Below are 17,224 nucleotides of genomic sequence, written 5' to 3'. Positions count from 1 at the left end.
CAGCGCGTGACCGAGCCCCTCCCTCCCACGCCGTCGCCCCTATGGTGGTTGGGTCGGCGTTGTGCGGGGCTGGGGATGGGGCCAGTGTTCAGGCGGTCCCCCCTGCGCGGGGGCAGGGGGGCCGGTAGGCAACCGTCGCTACGCCTGGGCTCAGGCGCCGGCCTTCGCCGCTTCCTTGGCGGCCAGCTCGGCGAGCTGCTGCTCCTCGGTCTTCATGATGCCGAAGTCCATCAGCATCTCTTCCAGCTCTTCCATGGTGATCGGGGTCGGGATGCAACCCTGGCCGGAATTCGCGTGGATCTTGTTGGCGAGCGCGCGGTATTCGCCGGCCTGCTTGCTGTCCGGGGCGTACTCGATGACCGTCATGCGGCGCAGCTCGGCGTGCTGGACGATGTTGTCGCGCGGCACGAAGTGGATCAGCTTGGAGCCCAGGCGCTTGGCCAGCGCGTCGGCCAGATCCCATTCCTTGTCGGTCTGGCGCTCGTTGCAGATCAGGCCGCCGAGACGGACGCCGCCGCTGTGCGCGTACTTCAGGATGCCCTTGGCGATGTTGTTGGCGGCGTAGAGCGCCATCATCTCGCCGGACATGACGATGTAGATTTCCTGGGCCTTGTTCTCGCGGATCGGCATGGCGAAGCCGCCGCACACCACGTCGCCCAGCACGTCGTAGGACACATAGTCCACGTCGTCGTAGGCGCCGTTCTCTTCCAGGAAGTTGATCGAGGTGATGACGCCGCGGCCGGCGCAGCCGACCCCCGGCTCCGGACCGCCGGACTCGACGCACTTGATGTTCTTGTAGCCGATCTTGAGGACGTCCTCGAGCTCCAGATCCTCGACCGAACCGGCCTCGGCGGCCAGATGCAGGACGGTGTCCTGGGCCTTTGCGTGCAGGATCAGGCGGGTCGAGTCGGCCTTCGGGTCGCAGCCGACGATCAGGATCCTCTGATCCAGCTCGACCAGCGCGGCCAGCGTGTTCTGAGAGGTGGTGGACTTGCCGATACCGCCCTTGCCGTAAAAGGCGATCTGACGCAGAGGCGCTTTGGCCATGTGGGTCGCTCCTGTGCTTGGGTCGTGGAGGTTTGCTTCGATCCGGTGCGGCCGGTTCGTGGCCGCTTCGGATTTCATGGATTGCACGACCCGTGCCAGAGTGTGGTTATTCAATAAGACATTGATAAATATAAGATTATTTTGAGGGGCAACGGGTGCGGGAGTTTGTCGGGGTCCCGACACACACGACAAAGCCCGACATTTTGTCTGGTCTCTCGCGAAGGCCGGACGCCTGCCGGGTGCAGGGGCGGCCAATGTCGGCTCTTCGTAACTTCGCGGCGGTTGCGACATTGGTCGCGACGGTGCCAGCTCCTTGCCCGGTGTGAAGCGATTTTTCTACGCATCCGTGTCCTGACCGTGGGGATGGCCGGTGCACGCAATCGAATCCCCGATGACTGCACGCGCATAACGTGAAAGAACGTCATTTTCGAGAGATTCATTGGCGCGCCGGAATGGGCGCTTCCAGTATGAAGGGATAATTATGGCACACGGGACCGGCATCGACATTGTCATCATCAAGAAGAACGGCATGGCCGACGTTGGCGCCAGTGCTTTTGCGGAGGTTGCGGAAACGCTGCGCTTCGCGCTGCGCCGCCTGGGGGCCGATGCGGAGATCGCCATCAACAAGCTCAAGCGCCAGAGACGCGCCATCATTCTGGGCGCCATCGACCTGACGCCGGAGGAAGGCAGCCGCCTGCCAGGCACATCCATCATTTACAATCTGGAGCAGATCTGCACGCTGCACCCGCGCAATGCCCATTACCCGGATCTCCTGCGCCGCTGCACGGTTTGGGATTACAGCCACCGCAACATTGCCGATCTGGCCGGGATGGGCATCCATGCACAGTATGTCCCCATCGGGCATATGGACGAGATGACCCGGATCCCGAACAGCCCATCCCCCGGCATCGATGTGCTGTTCTATGGAGCCGTGAACCAGCGCCGCAGCGCGATCCTCGACGCGCTGGGCAGGCGTGGCTTGACCGTGGTCAGCCTTGAACATTATTACGGGGCGCTCCGCGACCAATTCGTCGCCGACGCGAAGCTGATTTTGAACCTGCATTACTACGAGGCGGGCATTTTCGAGATCGTGCGCGTCTCCCACATGCTGTCGAACCGCAAGGCGGTGCTGACCGAACGCCATCCCGGAACCGAGATCGACCCCGACCTGCTGGGCGGCCTGGCCTGCGCCCCTTACGAGGAACTGGTCGAGGCTGCCTGCGGGCTGATTGCGGATGACGAGCGGCGGGAAGCCCTGGCGGAAGCGGGGTGGCGGTGCATGAAGCGACGGGACGCGGTGGAAGCCATGCGAAGGGTGGCCGGGGAGTTGGGACTTGTACCAGCTTCGGAAAATCCCGACTTTCCGAAGCCGCTGTCGCCCGCGCTCGCTGGTGAGCGCCGATAGGCGCGGTCGCTCCGTTTCCCGCCGTGCTTCTCGCAAACGGGCGAAACGCGCGGCGGGCGCCGGTCCGGGCAGCCGATACCGGGCGTTTCAGCCGTTGTGTGCCAGGGCCTCGCGGGCCATGACCAGATGCATGGCCAACTCCTCCAGCTCCCCGTCGAGGCCCATGTCGTGGAGAAGCTGGGCCAGCGACTGCCCCCGCCCCAGCAGGCGCCGTGCCGAGGCCGCATCGGTGGGGCGGCGGAGCATCGTTTCGATCAGCCGTTCTCCGGTCAGCTTCGCCAAGGCTTCCGTGCGCTCGACCAACCGTTGCTTCAGCGTGTCGAGCGTCGCCGGCCGGCCGGCGTGGGTCAGGTCGGCGCAGAAGTGATGCAGGCTGCGCAGTTGCCGCAGCAATGCCGCGAACAGCAGATCGTCCAACTCGCCGCCGGCCGCGGCCTTGCCAACAAGGTCGAACAATGTGTCGGAAAGGCGCCATGCCGCCGACAGCCAGTCGTTCATCGCCTTGCGGTCGGCCGGCTCGACGAAGGGGCCGGACTCCTCCTTTGTCTCCTCCTGGTCATCCAGATTGCGCAGCGCGATGACGATCAGCCCGTCGGCCTGGGCCAGGGTGGCGAGGCTGGCATGCAGCGTCTTCAGCCCGCGGTCGGCGACGAAGCCCTCGATCGCCTCGGTGGCGCGGCGCAGGGAATAGCGGGCCAGCCGCCGCGACTGATAGACGACATCCTGCAAGGCGCTGCCGCCGCCCAGCGCCTCCAATGCCATCCGCCGCACCTCGAAGCGCAGCAGGGCGCGGGCCAGCCGGTCGATGCCGCCGACGTCGATGGGGCGGCTGTCCCTGGTCAGCGCGTCGGCCGTGGTGCGGGCATCGGTCCCGATGGCGGCGATGACGGCCTGGAGATGGCCCTTGCCGGCGCCGCGCATCCGGCCGACCAGTGCCCGCATCGCTTCGGCAAGGTCGACGGCGCCCGGCAGGCTTTCCTCATGGTCGGTGCGGCCGGCCACCAGCCGGTCGATCAGGTGATCGCGCACCCCCGGCAACAGCACATCGGTGACGATCTGCCCGATCGGCCGCAGCAGCGCGTCGACCATCTGGCCCTGCGGCTTGCCGACCAATGCCGGCAGCGGGTTGACCGGCTTGGGCACCAGACGCGGCCGGTGCGGTTCCAGGATTTCGAGCACCGTGTCGCCGCGCAGGGGAGTGATCGTCCCGCGCAGAAGCTGGGCCAGCCGCAGGGCGGTCCGGGCCTCCGCCACGCCGCGCGGCGGACCGCTGATGGTCGTTGTTTCGACGGGCGTGCGGGCAGGCACTGGGGTGGGCAGCGGCGGAGTGCGCCGGCGCCGGCTGTCGTCATATTTGGTCGGCCAGAAGGCCATGCGGGTGCCGCCGGATCGTAAGCGTCGCTGTACAGAGTATGGGGACGGATCGTTCGGCTTCAAATGGACAATGTTGCGACATGCGGCGACACGCCTTGGCCGGTTGCGGCGGTGAAGGCTTGGCACGCGCCGGCTTATACAATATCCATATAAGAAGTAATGACATTGCGGCGGAGCGGAACGGCGTGGCGGACGGGGTGGTGACGAGCGATGTGACGGGGCGGACGCCGGAGTCCGTCCTGCCGCCCGATTCGCCGCTGGCGTTGCGCGCGCACCGCACCAACCTCGTCAATGTGCCGGCCGCCGCCCTGTGCGGCGAAGCCTACAATGACGAACCGCGGCGCCTGCGCATCGGCGCCACCCGCAGCGACCACGCTGCCCTGTTCGAAGCGCTGGACGAGTGCCGCGATGCGCCGACGGCCTCCGACATCTTCCAGCGCCATATGGCCGGAGTGTTCGGGGTGAATCCCGACTTCTCCGGGACCGAGGGGCGGGACGGCAAACGGCGCTTCCGTGCCAGCTACCTGCGCCTGCTGAAGGGCTGGATGTTCGACAGCAACCGGGCGGAGGGTGCGGTGCTGAAGGGCTGGGTGGAGAGCCGCTTCGGCCTGCTGCCGACCTTCCATGGCGAGCCGCTCCGCCGCTTCGCCTCCGATGCCTGGGCCGCCTATGGCGAGCAGAAGCAGTCGACCCGCTTCCACAACAACAACATCCACCTGCAGCTCGACCTTCTGTACGAGTTCTGCCAGTGGACGATCCGCCGCGGCTGGCCCGACGCGCCGATGCCCAACTGGGCCTCGCACATCCGCCTCTACCGCGGCGTCAACGATTTCGAGGAACACCACATCGTCGCCCGGCCGGACAAGCGCACCGCGGTGCTGCGGCTGAACAACCTGTGTTCCTTTTCCATCAACCGCGACATCGCCGGCCAGTTCGGCGACTACATCCTCGATGCGTGGGTGCCGCTGCCCAAGGTGATCTTCTTCCGCGACATCCTGCCGCGCTACCCTTTCCAGGGAGAAGGAGAATATCTGGTGATCGGCGGGGACTATCGCGTGGGTGTGTCGCTTCTCTGACAACCTCACGTCCGGCGGCGGCTTGCCTGCCGTTCGCGGGACGCACCAGGAAGGGACGGACCCTGTGCCCAACGGCATGACCGATCCGACGATACTGACGCCTGAAATCCGGTCCAGGGCGCTCGGCGCCTATCTCGGCCTCGCCTGCGGCGACGCGCTGGGAGCGACGGTGGAGTTCCTGACCAAGGGCGAGATCGCCCACCAGTATGGCGTCCACAAGCACATCAAGGGCGGCGGCTGGCTGAAGCTGGCGGCCGGACAGGTGACCGACGACACCGAGATGTCGCTCCATCTCGGCCGCGCCATCCTGTCCGGGCCGCAGTGGGAGGCCCGCCGCGCCGCCGAGGAGTTCGCCATCTGGCTGAAGTCGGTGCCGGTCGACGTCGGCGACACGACACGCCGCGGCATCCGCCGCTTCATCATGAATGGCACGCTGGAGGAGCCGGAGTCGGAATACCATGCCGGCAACGGGGCGGCGATGCGCAACCTGCCGGTGGCGCTGGCGACGCTGGGCGACGATGCCGCCTTTGAGCGCTGGTCGGTGGAACAGTCGCACATCACCCACTGCAACCAGCTGTCCGATTCCGCGGTGATCGCGCTGGGCCGGATGGTGCGGCGGCTGGTGCTGGGCGGTGGCATCGTCGCCGCGCGGGAGGAGGCGAACGCCCTGATCGCCAGGCATCGCCAGTTCAAGTTCGAACCCTACCGCGGCCTGTCGACCGCCTTCATCGTCGATACGGTGCAGACCGTCTTCCACTATTACTTCCAGACCGATTCGGTCGAATCCTGCGTGGTGGAGACGGTCAACCAGGGCGGCGACGCCGACACCACCGGCGCCATCGCCGGCATGCTGGCCGGCGCCACCTATGGCGTGGAGTCGATCCCGCCGCGCTGGCTGCGCAAGCTGGACCGCGAGGTCCATGACGAGATCTGTCAGCAAACCGACGCGCTGCTGGCCCGCGCGCCGCTGTTCGGAGGGAAATGACCATGGCCGACGTGATTTTCTTCGAAAAGCCCGGCTGCGGCGGCAATGCCCGGCAGAAGGCCCTGCTGGAGCAGGCCGGCCACCGCGTCATCGCCCGCGACCTGCTGAGCGAACCCTGGACGGCGGAGACGCTCCGCCCCTTTTTCGGCGACCGCCCGGTGGCCGACTGGTTCAACCGCGCCGCCCCGGCGGTGAAGAACGGCGAGGTGGCGCCGGAGAGCATGGACGAGGCCGAAGCGCTGGCCGCGATGGTCGAGCGTCCGCTGCTGATCCGCCGCCCGCTGATGCAGGTCGGCGACCGCCGCGACTGCGGGTTCGAGACCGACCTTGTCGATGCCTGGATCGGGCTGGGCGGCGGTGTTCCGGCACAGAAGATGGAGGGGTGCCTGCGCCCGGACATGCCGCCGTGCCCGAAACCATAAGGCCCGAAACCCTGACGTGCATGCCGCCTCCGGTCATGTCAGCGCGTGACCTTGCGCACGGCCTGTCGTAGCTTGTCGCTCCAAAAGGCGACGACAAGCGGCGGACGAGGACATCATGTGCGAACTCCTGGGCATGAGCGCCAACGTGCCCACGGATATCTGCTTCAGCTTCGCCGGCCTGATGCGCCGTGGCGGGCAGACCGGACCGCACCGCGACGGCTGGGGCATCGCCTTCTATGAGGGGAAGGGCTGCCGCACCTTCCACGACCCGGCCCCCAGCGCCGAGTCGGAGATCGCACGGCTGGTCAGCCGCTATTCGATCAAGTCCTGCACGGTGATCTCGCACATCCGCCGCGCCAACCGCGGCCGGGTGTCGCTGGAGAACACCCATCCCTTCACCCGCGAGCTGTGGGGGCGGATGTGGACCTTCGCCCACAATGGACAGTTGAAGGGTATCAAGGACCGCATCCTGACCTTCTACGAGCCGGTCGGCAGCACCGACAGCGAGCATGCCTTCTGCTGGCTGCTCGACCAGATCCGCATGCAGTATCCGGAGCCGCCGAAGACCACCGCCGGATTGATGAAGCTGATCCGCCATCTGGCCGCCGATCTGGGAACGCTCGGCGTCTTCAACATGCTGCTCAGCGACGGGCGGTATCTGTGGTGCCACTGCGCCACCAACCTCGCCTGGCTGACCCGCAAGGCGCCGTTCGGTGCCGCGACCCTGCTCGATGCCGACATGAGCGTCGATTTCTCCCAGGAGACGACGCCCAACGACGTGGTCACCGTCATCGCCACCCGTCCGCTGACCAGGGACGAGGCCTGGACGGTGATGCAGCCGGGCCAGATGGCGGTCTTCCGCAGCGGGGCGCTGGTGACGCGCTGATCCGGCCGGGCCCATTGTCGCTAGTCGGTCGATTGTTGCTTCGCCGGAGACGATCTATCGCGCAGAACCCGGCTTAACCGCTGGAAAAGTTAGGGGCATCTTGGGCGTCAGAACCCGGCCGGAGAAGACGGCCGCAACAACCAAGAGGCTCCTTCCGTCATGACCACGATCCTGCATGTCGACTCCAGCCCGCTCGGCACCTTCTCCGTCACCCGCCAGCTGACCGCCTCCATCGTCGAGGCTCTGGTGAAGGCCGACCCGGCCGCCACCGTCGTCACCCGCGACGTCGCCGCCAACCCGCCGGCCCATCTTGACGGCGAGCTGCTGCCGGTGCTCAAGCTCGGCGTTGTCGATGGGCTGAGCGAGCGTCAGCGCGAAGAGCTGGCCCTGACCAATGTCCTGCTCGACGAGTTCCTGGCGGCCGACGTCGTCGTGGTCGGCGCGCCGATGTACAACTTCTCCGTCCCGACGCAGCTGAAGGCCTGGATCGACCGCCTCGCCCAGGCCGGCCGCACCTTCCGCTACACCGAGAAGGGTCCCGAGGGTCTGGCCGGCGGCAAGCGCGTGATCGTGGCCTCGGGCCGTGGCGGCGTCTATTCGACCAACCCGGCGCTGGCCGGTCTGGACCACCAGGAGGCCTATCTGCGCTCGGTATTCGGCTTCTTCGGCATCACCGACGTGACCTTCATCCGCGCCGAGGGCGTGAGCATGGGTCAAGAAGCCAAGGACAAGGCGCTGGCCGCCGCGACTAAGGAAATCGAGAGCCTGCTGGCCGCTGCCTGAGGCTGGGTCCAAGACTGAGATGGGGGCGGGTATCGCACCCGCCCCCATGCGTTACTGGAACGCCACTTCCGCCAGGCTGCGCAGCTTGCGGGAGTGCAGCGTTTCCATCCCGTGCTCGCGCAGCAGTTCCATCGCCAGCACGCCGATCTTCAGATGCTGGTCGACCCGCTCGCGATAGAAGCGGTCGGCCATGCCCGGCAGCTTCAACTGCCCATGCATCGGCTTGTCCGACACGCACAGCAACGTCCCGTACGGCACGCGGAAGCGGAAGCCGTTGGCGGCGATCGTTGCGCTTTCCATGTCCAGCGCGATGGCGCGGCTCTGGCTGAACCGCATCAGCGGCTCGCGGTGGTCGCGCAGTTCCCAGTTCCGGTTGTCGATGGTCGCCACCGTGCCGGTGCGCATGATGCTCTTCAGGTCGAAACCCGACAGCCCGGTCACCCGCTCCACCGCCGTCTCCAGCGCGCGCTGAACCTCGGCCAGGGCCGGCACCGGCACCCACAAGGGCAGGTCGGCATCCAGCACATGGTCCTCGCGGACATAGCCGTGCGCCAGCACGTAATCGCCCAGCCGCTGGGTGTGCCGCAGCCCGGCGCAGTGGCCCAGCATCAGCCAGGCATGCGGGCGCAGCACCGCGATGTGGTCGGTGATCGTCTTGGCGTTCGACGGACCGACGCCGATGTTCACCAGCGTGATGCCGTTGCCGTCCGGCCGTTTCAGGTGGTAGGCCGGCATCTGCGGCATGCGCATCAGCCTGGCCGCCGGGGCATCCACCGTGCCGCCCAGATTCTGGTTGGTGGTGACGATGTCGCCCGGCTCGACGAAGCTGTCATACTGCGCACGGTAGGCCGCCAGATCGGCGTCGCCGGTCGGCTCCATGACCTCGCGCGACAGCCGGATGAACTCGTCGACATAGAACTGGTAGTTGGTGAACAGGACGAAGTTCTGGAAATGCTCCGGCGCGGTCGCCGTGTAATGGCGCAGCCGGTGCAGCGAGAAATCCACCCGGGGAGCGGTGAACAGAGCCAGCGGCTTCACCGCGTCCGGCCCGCCGTCAAAGGTGCCGTTGACGATGGTGTCGTCCATCCGCGCCAGATCGGGCAGGTCGAACAGGTCAGGCAGCTTGGTCAGCCGGTCGGGCGGCAGGTCGCCTTCCACATACATGCCGTTGGGAAAGGCGAAGTGGATCGGGATCGCCTCCTCGCTGACACCGACCTCCAGCGGGACGCCGTGGTTGCGCAGCAGAAGCGTGAACTGCTCCAGCAGATAGCGCTCGAACAGGTCGGGCCGCGTCACCGTGATGGAATGGACGCCGACCCCCTCGACGAAGCCGTAGGACAGCCGGGTATCGACTGCGGCCCCCGATACGGCGGTCAGCCGCACATAGGGGTAATAGGCCCGGTTCCGCCCGCCTTCCTCATCGCCCTGTGTATATGCGGCGAAACGGTCGCGCAGGTAGGCGGTGTTGCGCTCGTAAATGTCGCGCACGCAGGCCAGTGCTGCTTTGGCATCGGTGAAGCGCCCGGCCGAACCGGGCTGGAACGGGGCTTTATCAGTCATGTCGACAAAGATGGGGTACGAACGACCGGCTGGGAAGGCCGAATTTCGGCCAACCCCCGGTGCTTACCCATTCAGGCCGATGCAGAGCCATTCAGGCCCCGTCCGGAGAGGCCCCGCCGATCAGTCGGCGCTCAAGCCCATCAGCGATTTGGCGAAGGCATCGGCATCGAACGGGCGCAGGTCGTAGACGCCTTCGCCGACGCCGATGGCGTGGACGGGAATCTTGAACTTCTCGGCCAGCGAGACCAGGACGCCGCCGCGGGCGGAGCCGTCCAGCTTGGTCAGGATCAGGCCGTTGACGTTGACCATGTCGCGGAAGATCTCGACCTGGCTGTGCGCGTTCTGGCCGGTGGTGGCGTCCAGCGTCAGCAGGGTGGTGTGCGGTGCCGTCTCGTCCAGCTTCTTGATGACGCGGACGATCTTGCGCAGCTCCTCCATCAGGCCGGTCTTGTTCTGCAGCCGGCCGGCGGTGTCGATCAGCAGCACGTCGACGCCCTCGGCCTTCGCCCGCTCCAGCGCGTCATAGGCAAGTCCGGCGGCATCCGCCCCGGTGTCGCGGGCGACGACCGGGCAGCCGGTGCGCTCGCCCCAGATCTTCAACTGGCTGACCGCCGCGGCGCGGAAGGTGTCGCCGGCGGCCAGCATCACGCTCTTGCCTTCCGCCTTGAACTGGCGGGCCAGCTTGCCGATGGTCGTGGTCTTGCCGGTGCCGTTGACGCCGACGACCAGGATGACATGCGGCTTCAGCGCCGGGTCCAGCACCAGCGGCTTGGCGACGGGGGTGACGATCTTCGACACCTCGGCCGCCAGGGTGGTCTTGACCTCCTCCGGCGAGACCTCCTTGCCGAAACGGGTGCGCGCCAGCTCCGCCGTCACCTTCGCCGCGGTGGCCGGGCCGAGGTCGGCGGTGATCAGCAACTCCTCCAGCTCCTCCAGGGCCTCGTCGTCGAGCTTGCGCTTGGTGAAGATGCTGGTGATGCCGTCGGTCAGCTTGGACGAGGACTTGGACAGCCCTTCCTTCAGCTTGGCGAACCAGCCCTTCTTGGTCGGCGGCGCTTCCTCGGCGGCCACGACCGGGGTCGGGGTGGGAGCCGGTGCCGGCGGCAGTTCCGGAACGGGGTCCGGCTCCGGTGCCGGGGCAGGGGTGACCGGTGCCGGCGGTTCGACCGGTGCAGCGGGCGCCGTGACCGGCGGCGTCACCGGAATCGGTACGACCGGTACCGGCTGCGCGGGGCGCGGCTCGGCGGCCGGCGGGGCAGGCGCCAGTTCCGGCACCGGTTCGGTTTCCGGCCTGGGCGCAGGTGCGGCGGCAGGCGGCTCCGGCGTCTTTTCCGGCTCCGGCTCCGGCGCGGGGGTGGAAGACTCCAGAGCGACCGATTCGTTCTTTGCCGCCTCGTCCTTGGGCGCGGTCTCTTCGGGCTTCTTGCGGCCGAACCAGCGGAAAATCATGGAGTGTCCACTATAAGAGGGGTCAGAGCGGGGTGCCGGTCAGCACGCCGTCCTTGATGCCGGTGATGGCGGCGGGCACCAGCGAGCCGGGCGGGAGGATCCGGCCCAGGCGGATCGCGGCGAAATGCTCGGTGCGGCCCAGATCGTCCTTCTCCACCAGCACCGTGGCGGTACGGCCGACGAGGCCTGCCAGGGTGCGGGCCTCCGCCGCTTCGCCGACGGCGCGCAGGCGGGCGGCGCGTTCCTTGCGGACGGCGCCGTCGACCTGCGGCATGCGGGCGGCCGGCGTGCCGGGGCGCGGGCTGTAGGGGAAGACATGCAGCCAGGTCAGGCCGCATTCCTCCACCAGCCGCATGGTGTTCTCGAACATCTCCTCGGTCTCCGTCGGGAAACCGGCGATGAAGTCGGCGCCGAACACCACGTCGGGTCGGACCGAACGGACCCGCTCGCAGAAGGCGATTGAATCGGCGCGTCCGTGCCGGCGCTTCATCCGCTTCAGCACCATGTCGTCACCGGCCTGGAGCGACAGGTGCAGGTGCGGCATCAGGCGCGGCTCGTTCTCGATCAGGCGCCAGAGATCGTCGTCCATCTCGATGCAGTCGATGGAGGACAGGCGCAGCCGCGGCAGTTCCGGCACCAGCGCCAGCAGCCGACGCACCATCTGCCCCAACGACGGGGAGCCCGGCAGGTCGGGGCCATAGCTGGTGATGTCGACGCCCGACAGCACCACCTCGTTGTAGCCGGCCTTCACCAGCGCCTGGACCTGCTCGACGATGCCGCCGATGGGGACGGAGCGCGAGGGGCCGCGGCCATAGGGGATGATGCAGAAGGTGCAGCGGTGGTCGCAGCCCTGCTGGACCTGGACGAAGGCGCGGGCGCGGTCCTCGAACCCGCCGATCAGGTGGCCAGCGGTCTCCTTCACCGACATGATGTCGTTGACCAGAACCTTCTCGGCCGGCGGCAGGCCCCAGCTTTCCGGCTGGAGCTTTTCCTGGTTGCCCAGGACCTGATCGACCTCCGGCATCGCCGCGAAGCGCTGCGGGTCGATCTGCGCGGCACAGCCGGTGACGACGATGCGGGCGTCGGGCCGCTCGCGGCGCAGCTTGCGGATGGTCTGCCGCGCCTGCCGTTCGGCTTCCGACGTCACGGCGCAGGTGTTGACGATCACCACGTCGTCCAGCCCGGCGCTGCGCACATGGTTGCGCATCACCTCGGACTCGTAGGTGTTCAGGCGGCAGCCGAAGGTGACGATCTCAGGGCCATCGGTCTTCAGGACGACATCATCGGGCATGGCGAGTCCCTCCTACACCGGGCAGCGGCGCACCAGTAACCGACGAATATAGAACGGCAGGATCGAGATCGGCCCCGTTTGGCCAGACCACAGTCCCAAGCTCCGGGTCGACGCGAACCGCAGCGAAGGTCTCGGGTTCGCGCAGCACGGCAAACACTCCGGTGAAAGGAACCAGGGCGGACACGTCGACACTACCCTCCGCACCATCCTCGAATCGGAGGTGCAGGCGGTAGCCGTCGAGCGGCTTGGCGGCGACAATATCCTTCAGCATCGGTTCATTCCAGCGGAGCAATCTGAGTCAGAGGCGCATGCAGGCGTGCCAGTTCCCAGTCGTTCTTCAACTCTTCCCTATGTAGGGCAGCCCACTCCATGACAAGCCCCAAGGCTCTCGGGGAAAGTTCGCCTTCCATGATCCCAAGCGTTGTGATGTCGATTGCGGCTTTCTGGTTGCCATACCGCACATGGAAATGCGGAGGCGCGTGATCGTTGTAATACATGGCTATGATGATGCCGAAAAATCGGCAGATTTCAGGCATCGACCTGTCCGCCAGAAACCAGTTCAGCCGACAGGCGGCCGCTGAAGGCGAGCGCCACCGGGCCGGTCATCAGGACGCGGTCATCCTCGGTCCATTCGATGGTCAGGGTGCCGCCGTCCAGGATGATGTCGGCCTTGCGGTCGGTCAGGCCGCGGCGCACCGCGGCGACCAGCGTGGCGCAGGAGCCCGAGCCGCAGGCCTGGGTGATGCCGGCGCCGCGCTCCCACACCCGCATGCGGATGGCGGTGGGCGAGAGCACCTGGGCGAATTCGATGTTGGCCCGCTCGGGGAAGGCCGGGTGGTTCTCGAAAACCGGGCCGACCTCGTCCAGCGGCACCGCTTCGGCATCGTCGACGAAGAAGACGGCGTGCGGATTGCCCATGTTCACCGCAACCGGGGCAGCGAAACCGCCATGTTCGACCGTCTCGACCCGCAGCGTGTCGCTGGGTGCTGCCAGCGGTATCGCCGCCCAATCCAGGCGGGGCGCGCCCATGTCGACGGTGATGCGGCCATTGTCGGCACGGCTTGCATGCAGCAGACCCGCGGCGGTCTGGAAGCTGGCACGGTCGCGCCCGCTTTCCTCCATCAGCAGCCAGCCGACGCAGCGCGACGCGTTGCCGCAGGCCGCGGCCTCGCTGCCGTCGGCGTTGCGGATGCGCATGAAGGCGTCGGCGCCCGGCGCGTCGGTCTTCTCCAGTACAATAAACTGGTCGCACCCGACGCCCATCCGGCGGTCGGCGATGGCGCGCACCTCCGCGCCCGAGGGGCGGTAGGATTCGGAACGGGCGTCGATCACGACGAAGTCGTTGCCGAGGCCGTGCATCTTCAGGAATTCGCGGGTCATGGCCGCCGTTATATGGCGAGCCGCGGGGATAAGTCCATAAGGCGCCGCGCAAGGCAGAATCGCGGGCGCCGCCACAGGGCGAGGCTCTTTGCTACGCCCCCTTGAACACCAGATGCTTCGATGCCGCGAAGTTGAAGAACATGCCGGCGATGGACCCGGCGGCCACCGCCAGGAACGGGTGCTCGGCGACCGTCTGCACGCTCGATTCCAGCCCGACCGACACGCCGTAATTCACCACGCCGCCGATGGCGTTGGCGGCGATGAACTTGGCCCACTGGCGATGCAGCGGCTCGTCCACAGCACCGCGGAAGGTGAAGGCGCGGTTCAGCGCCCAGGTCGCCGTCGCCGCCGCGAAGAAGGACGGGACGCGGGCGGCGAAGAATTGCAGCCCCAGCGCCAGACCGGCGTAGAGCACGACCGTGTCTACGACCAGCCCGACGATGCCGACCGCGCCGAACTTGGCGAACTGCACCCCGAGCCGGCCGAGCCGGCTGTCCAGGAATTTCGCGACCGCTGCCATTACCGGCGCTCGTCTCCGCGCTCCGCCGCCAGCGGCCGGTGGTGGCCCGGTGCGCGCAGCGACAGGTAGCTCATGCGCTTGGCCTCGCGGCGGCCATGGGTGACGGTGTCGAGGATCAGGCCGCAGGTCAGGCTGAGGAATGCGAGCAGCATCAGCCCGGTGGCGAGCAGGGCGGTGGGGAAGCGCGGAACCAGCCCGGTCTGGAAATAGGTCGCGATCACCGGCACGCCCAGGATCACCGACAGAAGGGCCAGCAGCCCGAAGGCGGCGGAGAAGAAGGGCAGCGGCCGTTCCTCCTTCACCAGGATGATGATGGTGCGCAGGATGCGGATGCCGTCGCGGATGGTGTTCAGCTTGCTGTGCGATCCGGGCGGACGGTCCTTGTAGGGGGTCTTCACCTCGGCGATCGGCATGCGCAGCTCAAGCGCATGGACGGTCAGTTCCGTTTCGGTTTCGAAACCGCTGGCCAGCGCCGGGAATGATTTCACGAAGCGGCGGGAGAACACCCGGTAGCCGGACAGCATGTCGCCGATGCGGCTGCCGAAGATCTTGGCGACCATGCCGGTCAGCACGAGGTTGCCGAAGCGGTGGCCGGGGCGGTAGGCGGCGACGATCTCCGTCACCCGCGCGCCGTTGACCATGTCCAGCTGCTCGTCCCACAGGCGCTTGACCAGTTCCGGCGCACTGGCGGCGTGATAGGTGTCGTCGCCGTCGACAAGCACATAAACGTCCGCCTCGATGTCGGCGAACATGCGGCGCATGACGTTGCCCTTGCCCTGCAGCGGCTCGCTCCGGACCACGGCGCCCGCGGCCCGCGCGACCTCCACCGTCCTGTCCTTCGAGTTGTTGTCGTAGACATAGACGATGGCGTCCGGCAGGGCTGCGCGGAAGTCCTGCACCACCTTGCCGATCGCCGCCTCCTCGTTGTAGCAGGGGATCAGCACCGCGATGGTGGGAGCCGGGCCGACCGCCGCGGCCGCCGACGGCGTTCCGGAAGCGCCGGCATCCGGGGTAAGGGCGGGGCGGTCAATGGTCGATACGGTCATGGCGCTGGCTTCTGGCTGGAGGCGGGACAGATCGGGCTGTCAGCAGATCGGGCTGTCTGCGGCGATAAACAGCACAAACGCCGCGATTATTCCACTGTCTCCCTTTTGCCGCCCTCGCGGTCAACGGCGCATAGGTTCAGGGTCTCCCCCAGATTGTTGGGGATCGGCCGGCAGCGCTGCGGGTCGAGCCGCAGGCCGAGCAGCTCCGCGGCCTTCGCCGCGCCGGGCGTGTCGGGAATCGTGCTCAGCATCAGGAAGGGGCCGCGGTGGGAGGCCACCTTGTCCTTCAGGATGGCGAGATAGCCGTTGCCGACGGAATCCGGCTGCAGGAAGTTGGACTGGATGCGCACGAAGGTGACCCGCGCCGGGAAGGACGGGATGACGTGCGAAATGGCCCAATAGCCGGCCATCAGCACCATGGTGTCGTCCGGAGCCTCGATGGCCGGAACCTCGGCCTTGACCCAACTGTCCGCCCACGCGACCCGCCCCCAGTCTGCCGGCTGCACCGTCAGCTGCACCACGGCCAGCAGCGCCACCGCCAGCCCGATGCGCAGCCGGCGCGCCAGCGGCAGCAGCCCGACCGCCATCACCAGCGCCAGCGGCGCCAGCATCTCCAGCGGCACCAGATAGCGGTAGATGCAGAACATCACCACCCACAGCGCGTAGGTGACGGTTATCGCCGCCAGCAGGAACCGGGTCGCCGGCACGGCGGTCAGCCAGTCGTTCCGCTTCCCCAACATCCCCGTGGCGGCCGCGCAGACGCCTCCGACCGGGACCAGAACGAACAGCGCCAGCACCCGCAGGTCGAAGAACGGCACCTCTCCCACTGTCAGGGGAGAGACGGTGAAGACGAAGGGGAAGAACAGCCGCTGCCACAGGCCGGGCGGGAAGAAGCTGACATTGACATAGTCGGACAGCGCGGCGAAGGGCGACTTGAAGATGTGGTTCATGTGCGGGAAGACCGGGTTCCCATAATCGTGCCACAGATGCACCATCCAGACGCCGCCGCCCAGCGCCAGCCCGGCCAGCACGCCGATGCCGAAGAAGAAGGCCAGCCACAGCCGGCGCCACGGCCGGGCCGGCAGGGCCAGGAAGCCAAGGCACAGCCCGACCGCATAGATCACTGTCGGGTTCTTCAGCCCCATCGCCGCCCCGGCCAGCAGCCCGGCCGCCGCGACCCGCGCGAAGCTGGGGAGCGGCCGGCCATCGAGGATGCCGGGAAGGCTGCCGGCAATGACGGCCGCAGCACCCAGCACGCCGAGGCTGACCACATTGTCCTGGAAGGTGGTGCCGATCAGACCCAGCGTTCCGCCGCCCAGCCCGCCCGCGACAGCCAACGCCATGGCGATCAGCGTCCGTTTCAGGGCCGGAACGTTCCGGAGGGAAAATGATGCCAGCAGATACAGCAGCGACAGGTTGATGCCCTGAAGCGTCCCCCACAGAAATCCGGCCGCCCGCGCCGGCAGATGGGTCGCCAGCCAATAGAAGGGCACGTCCAGGAAGGGGCTGTAGAAGGTCGGCATCTGGGCTGCCAGCAGATCTCGCCCGATCCGCCCGGTCAGCATCGCATAGCCGTTGTACCAGTGGTAATTCCGCAGGTCCCAGTTCGCATCCATCCCGAAGGCCAGCGTCAGCAGCCCATAGGCCGGCGGCGCCAGCAGCAGGAAGGCGATGCCGATCAGGCGGGCGCTGCGGTCGTCGTCATGTGTCGGCATCGGATCGGGTGGGCCTTCGTTGGTTCGGGTGGGCGTTCGTTCAAGAGGGCAGGTCGGCTTGCCGGGAGATTTGGTAGGCGGGCGGGGCGTCCGCCGCAAGGGGTGGTCGACCATCCGCCGCCCGATGAACAGCAGGGGTCTCGGCGCTATTCCCGCCTTCGGCATCCCCCAGCGATCCGGGTGCCGGTTCCGGTGCTGCGTTCCGGTACCCGCAATCGGGCCTGACCGCGACAATCCGCAACCCTGCGCGCAACAATAGTGCGCGCCGATGCATTGGCGCATGCC

Annotated in this window: 17 protein-coding genes; 6 read left to right on the top strand and 11 right to left on the bottom strand. The window is 67.3% G+C overall.

The window, feature by feature from the left end:
- Positions 1-150 precede the first annotated feature (150 nt).
- A complete protein-coding gene (nifH, locus tag GBZ48_RS14645) occupies positions 151-1,047 on the bottom strand; it encodes a nitrogenase iron protein (RefSeq protein ID WP_063634031.1) in 897 nt (298 codons plus the stop codon).
- 481 nt (positions 1,048-1,528) lie between these two features.
- On the opposite strand from nifH, the gene GBZ48_RS14640 reads away from it, so the two are divergent.
- The gene (locus tag GBZ48_RS14640; RefSeq protein WP_174471705.1) at positions 1,529-2,452 is read left to right on the top strand and encodes a hypothetical protein; all 924 of its coding nucleotides are present in this window, start codon (positions 1,529-1,531) and stop codon (positions 2,450-2,452) included.
- Positions 2,453-2,539: 87 nt separating this feature from the next.
- Here GBZ48_RS14640 and GBZ48_RS14635 read toward each other — a convergent pair whose 3' ends face one another.
- Positions 2,540-3,826: a hypothetical protein gene (locus tag GBZ48_RS14635; protein WP_174471704.1), complete on the bottom strand. Its 1,287-nt coding sequence runs from the start codon at positions 3,824-3,826 to the stop codon at positions 2,540-2,542.
- 185 nt (positions 3,827-4,011) lie between these two features.
- On the opposite strand from GBZ48_RS14635, the gene GBZ48_RS14630 reads away from it, so the two are divergent.
- From GBZ48_RS14630 to GBZ48_RS14610, 5 genes are all read left to right on the top strand, one after another.
- Positions 4,012-4,902 (top strand): NAD(+)--dinitrogen-reductase ADP-D-ribosyltransferase, encoded by an 891-nt coding sequence (locus GBZ48_RS14630; RefSeq protein ID WP_174471703.1) that lies wholly within the window; start codon positions 4,012-4,014, stop codon positions 4,900-4,902.
- 76 nt (positions 4,903-4,978) lie between these two features.
- Positions 4,979-5,887, top strand: a complete 909-nt coding sequence (draG, locus tag GBZ48_RS14625) for an ADP-ribosyl-[dinitrogen reductase] hydrolase (protein WP_174471702.1) — start codon at positions 4,979-4,981, stop codon at positions 5,885-5,887.
- Between the two features lie 2 nt (positions 5,888-5,889).
- The gene (locus GBZ48_RS14620) at positions 5,890-6,309 is read left to right on the top strand and encodes an ArsC/Spx/MgsR family protein (protein WP_174471701.1); all 420 of its coding nucleotides are present in this window, start codon (positions 5,890-5,892) and stop codon (positions 6,307-6,309) included.
- Between the two features lie 115 nt (positions 6,310-6,424).
- A complete protein-coding gene (locus GBZ48_RS14615) occupies positions 6,425-7,195 on the top strand; it encodes a class II glutamine amidotransferase (RefSeq protein ID WP_174471700.1) in 771 nt (256 codons plus the stop codon).
- A 159-nt stretch (positions 7,196-7,354) separates the two neighbouring features.
- Positions 7,355-7,978: an FMN-dependent NADH-azoreductase gene (locus tag GBZ48_RS14610; RefSeq protein ID WP_174471699.1), complete on the top strand. Its 624-nt coding sequence runs from the start codon at positions 7,355-7,357 to the stop codon at positions 7,976-7,978.
- Between the two features lie 51 nt (positions 7,979-8,029).
- On the opposite strand, the gene GBZ48_RS14605 is transcribed toward GBZ48_RS14610, so the two are convergent.
- The 9 genes from GBZ48_RS14605 to GBZ48_RS14565 all read right to left on the bottom strand — a co-directional run bounded on the left by GBZ48_RS14605 (position 8,030) and on the right by GBZ48_RS14565 (position 16,939).
- Positions 8,030-9,538, bottom strand: a complete 1,509-nt coding sequence (locus GBZ48_RS14605) for an AMP nucleosidase (protein ID WP_174471698.1) — start codon at positions 9,536-9,538, stop codon at positions 8,030-8,032.
- A 120-nt stretch (positions 9,539-9,658) separates the two neighbouring features.
- Positions 9,659-10,987 carry a signal recognition particle-docking protein FtsY gene (ftsY, locus tag GBZ48_RS14600; protein ID WP_174471697.1) on the bottom strand — a complete coding sequence of 443 codons (1,329 nt, stop codon included), beginning with the start codon at positions 10,985-10,987 and terminating at the stop codon, positions 9,659-9,661.
- 22 nt (positions 10,988-11,009) lie between these two features.
- On the bottom strand, positions 11,010-12,278 hold the full coding sequence (gene mtaB / locus GBZ48_RS14595) for a tRNA (N(6)-L-threonylcarbamoyladenosine(37)-C(2))-methylthiotransferase MtaB (protein ID WP_174471696.1): 1,269 nt from the start codon (positions 12,276-12,278) through the stop codon (positions 11,010-11,012).
- Entirely contained in the window at positions 12,268-12,549 is a 282-nt protein-coding gene (locus tag GBZ48_RS14590; protein ID WP_174471695.1) for a DUF2442 domain-containing protein, read from the bottom strand. The genes mtaB and GBZ48_RS14590 overlap by 11 nt, the downstream gene beginning before the upstream one ends.
- Before the next feature lie 4 nt (positions 12,550-12,553).
- Positions 12,554-12,814, bottom strand: coding sequence for a DUF4160 domain-containing protein (locus tag GBZ48_RS14585; protein ID WP_174471694.1), 261 nt, complete (start codon positions 12,812-12,814; stop codon positions 12,554-12,556).
- Positions 12,807-13,658, bottom strand: coding sequence for a diaminopimelate epimerase (dapF, locus tag GBZ48_RS14580; protein ID WP_174471693.1), 852 nt, complete (start codon positions 13,656-13,658; stop codon positions 12,807-12,809). The genes GBZ48_RS14585 and dapF overlap by 8 nt, the downstream gene beginning before the upstream one ends.
- 91 nt (positions 13,659-13,749) lie before the next feature.
- Positions 13,750-14,178, bottom strand: coding sequence for a GtrA family protein (locus tag GBZ48_RS14575; RefSeq protein WP_174471692.1), 429 nt, complete (start codon positions 14,176-14,178; stop codon positions 13,750-13,752).
- The gene (locus GBZ48_RS14570; RefSeq protein ID WP_174471691.1) at positions 14,178-15,224 is read right to left on the bottom strand and encodes a glycosyltransferase family 2 protein; all 1,047 of its coding nucleotides are present in this window, start codon (positions 15,222-15,224) and stop codon (positions 14,178-14,180) included. Before GBZ48_RS14570 ends, GBZ48_RS14575 begins: the two co-directional genes overlap by 1 nt.
- A gap of 86 nt (positions 15,225-15,310) precedes the next feature.
- Positions 15,311-16,939, bottom strand: coding sequence for a hypothetical protein (locus GBZ48_RS14565; RefSeq protein ID WP_174471690.1), 1,629 nt, complete (start codon positions 16,937-16,939; stop codon positions 15,311-15,313).
- Positions 16,940-17,224: the final 285 nt, after the last annotated feature.

Source organism: Azospirillum melinis (assembly GCF_013340935.1).
GTDB classification, from domain to species: Bacteria; Pseudomonadota; Alphaproteobacteria; order Azospirillales; family Azospirillaceae; genus Azospirillum; species Azospirillum melinis.
This window is presented reverse-complemented; position numbering and strand designations above follow the sequence as displayed.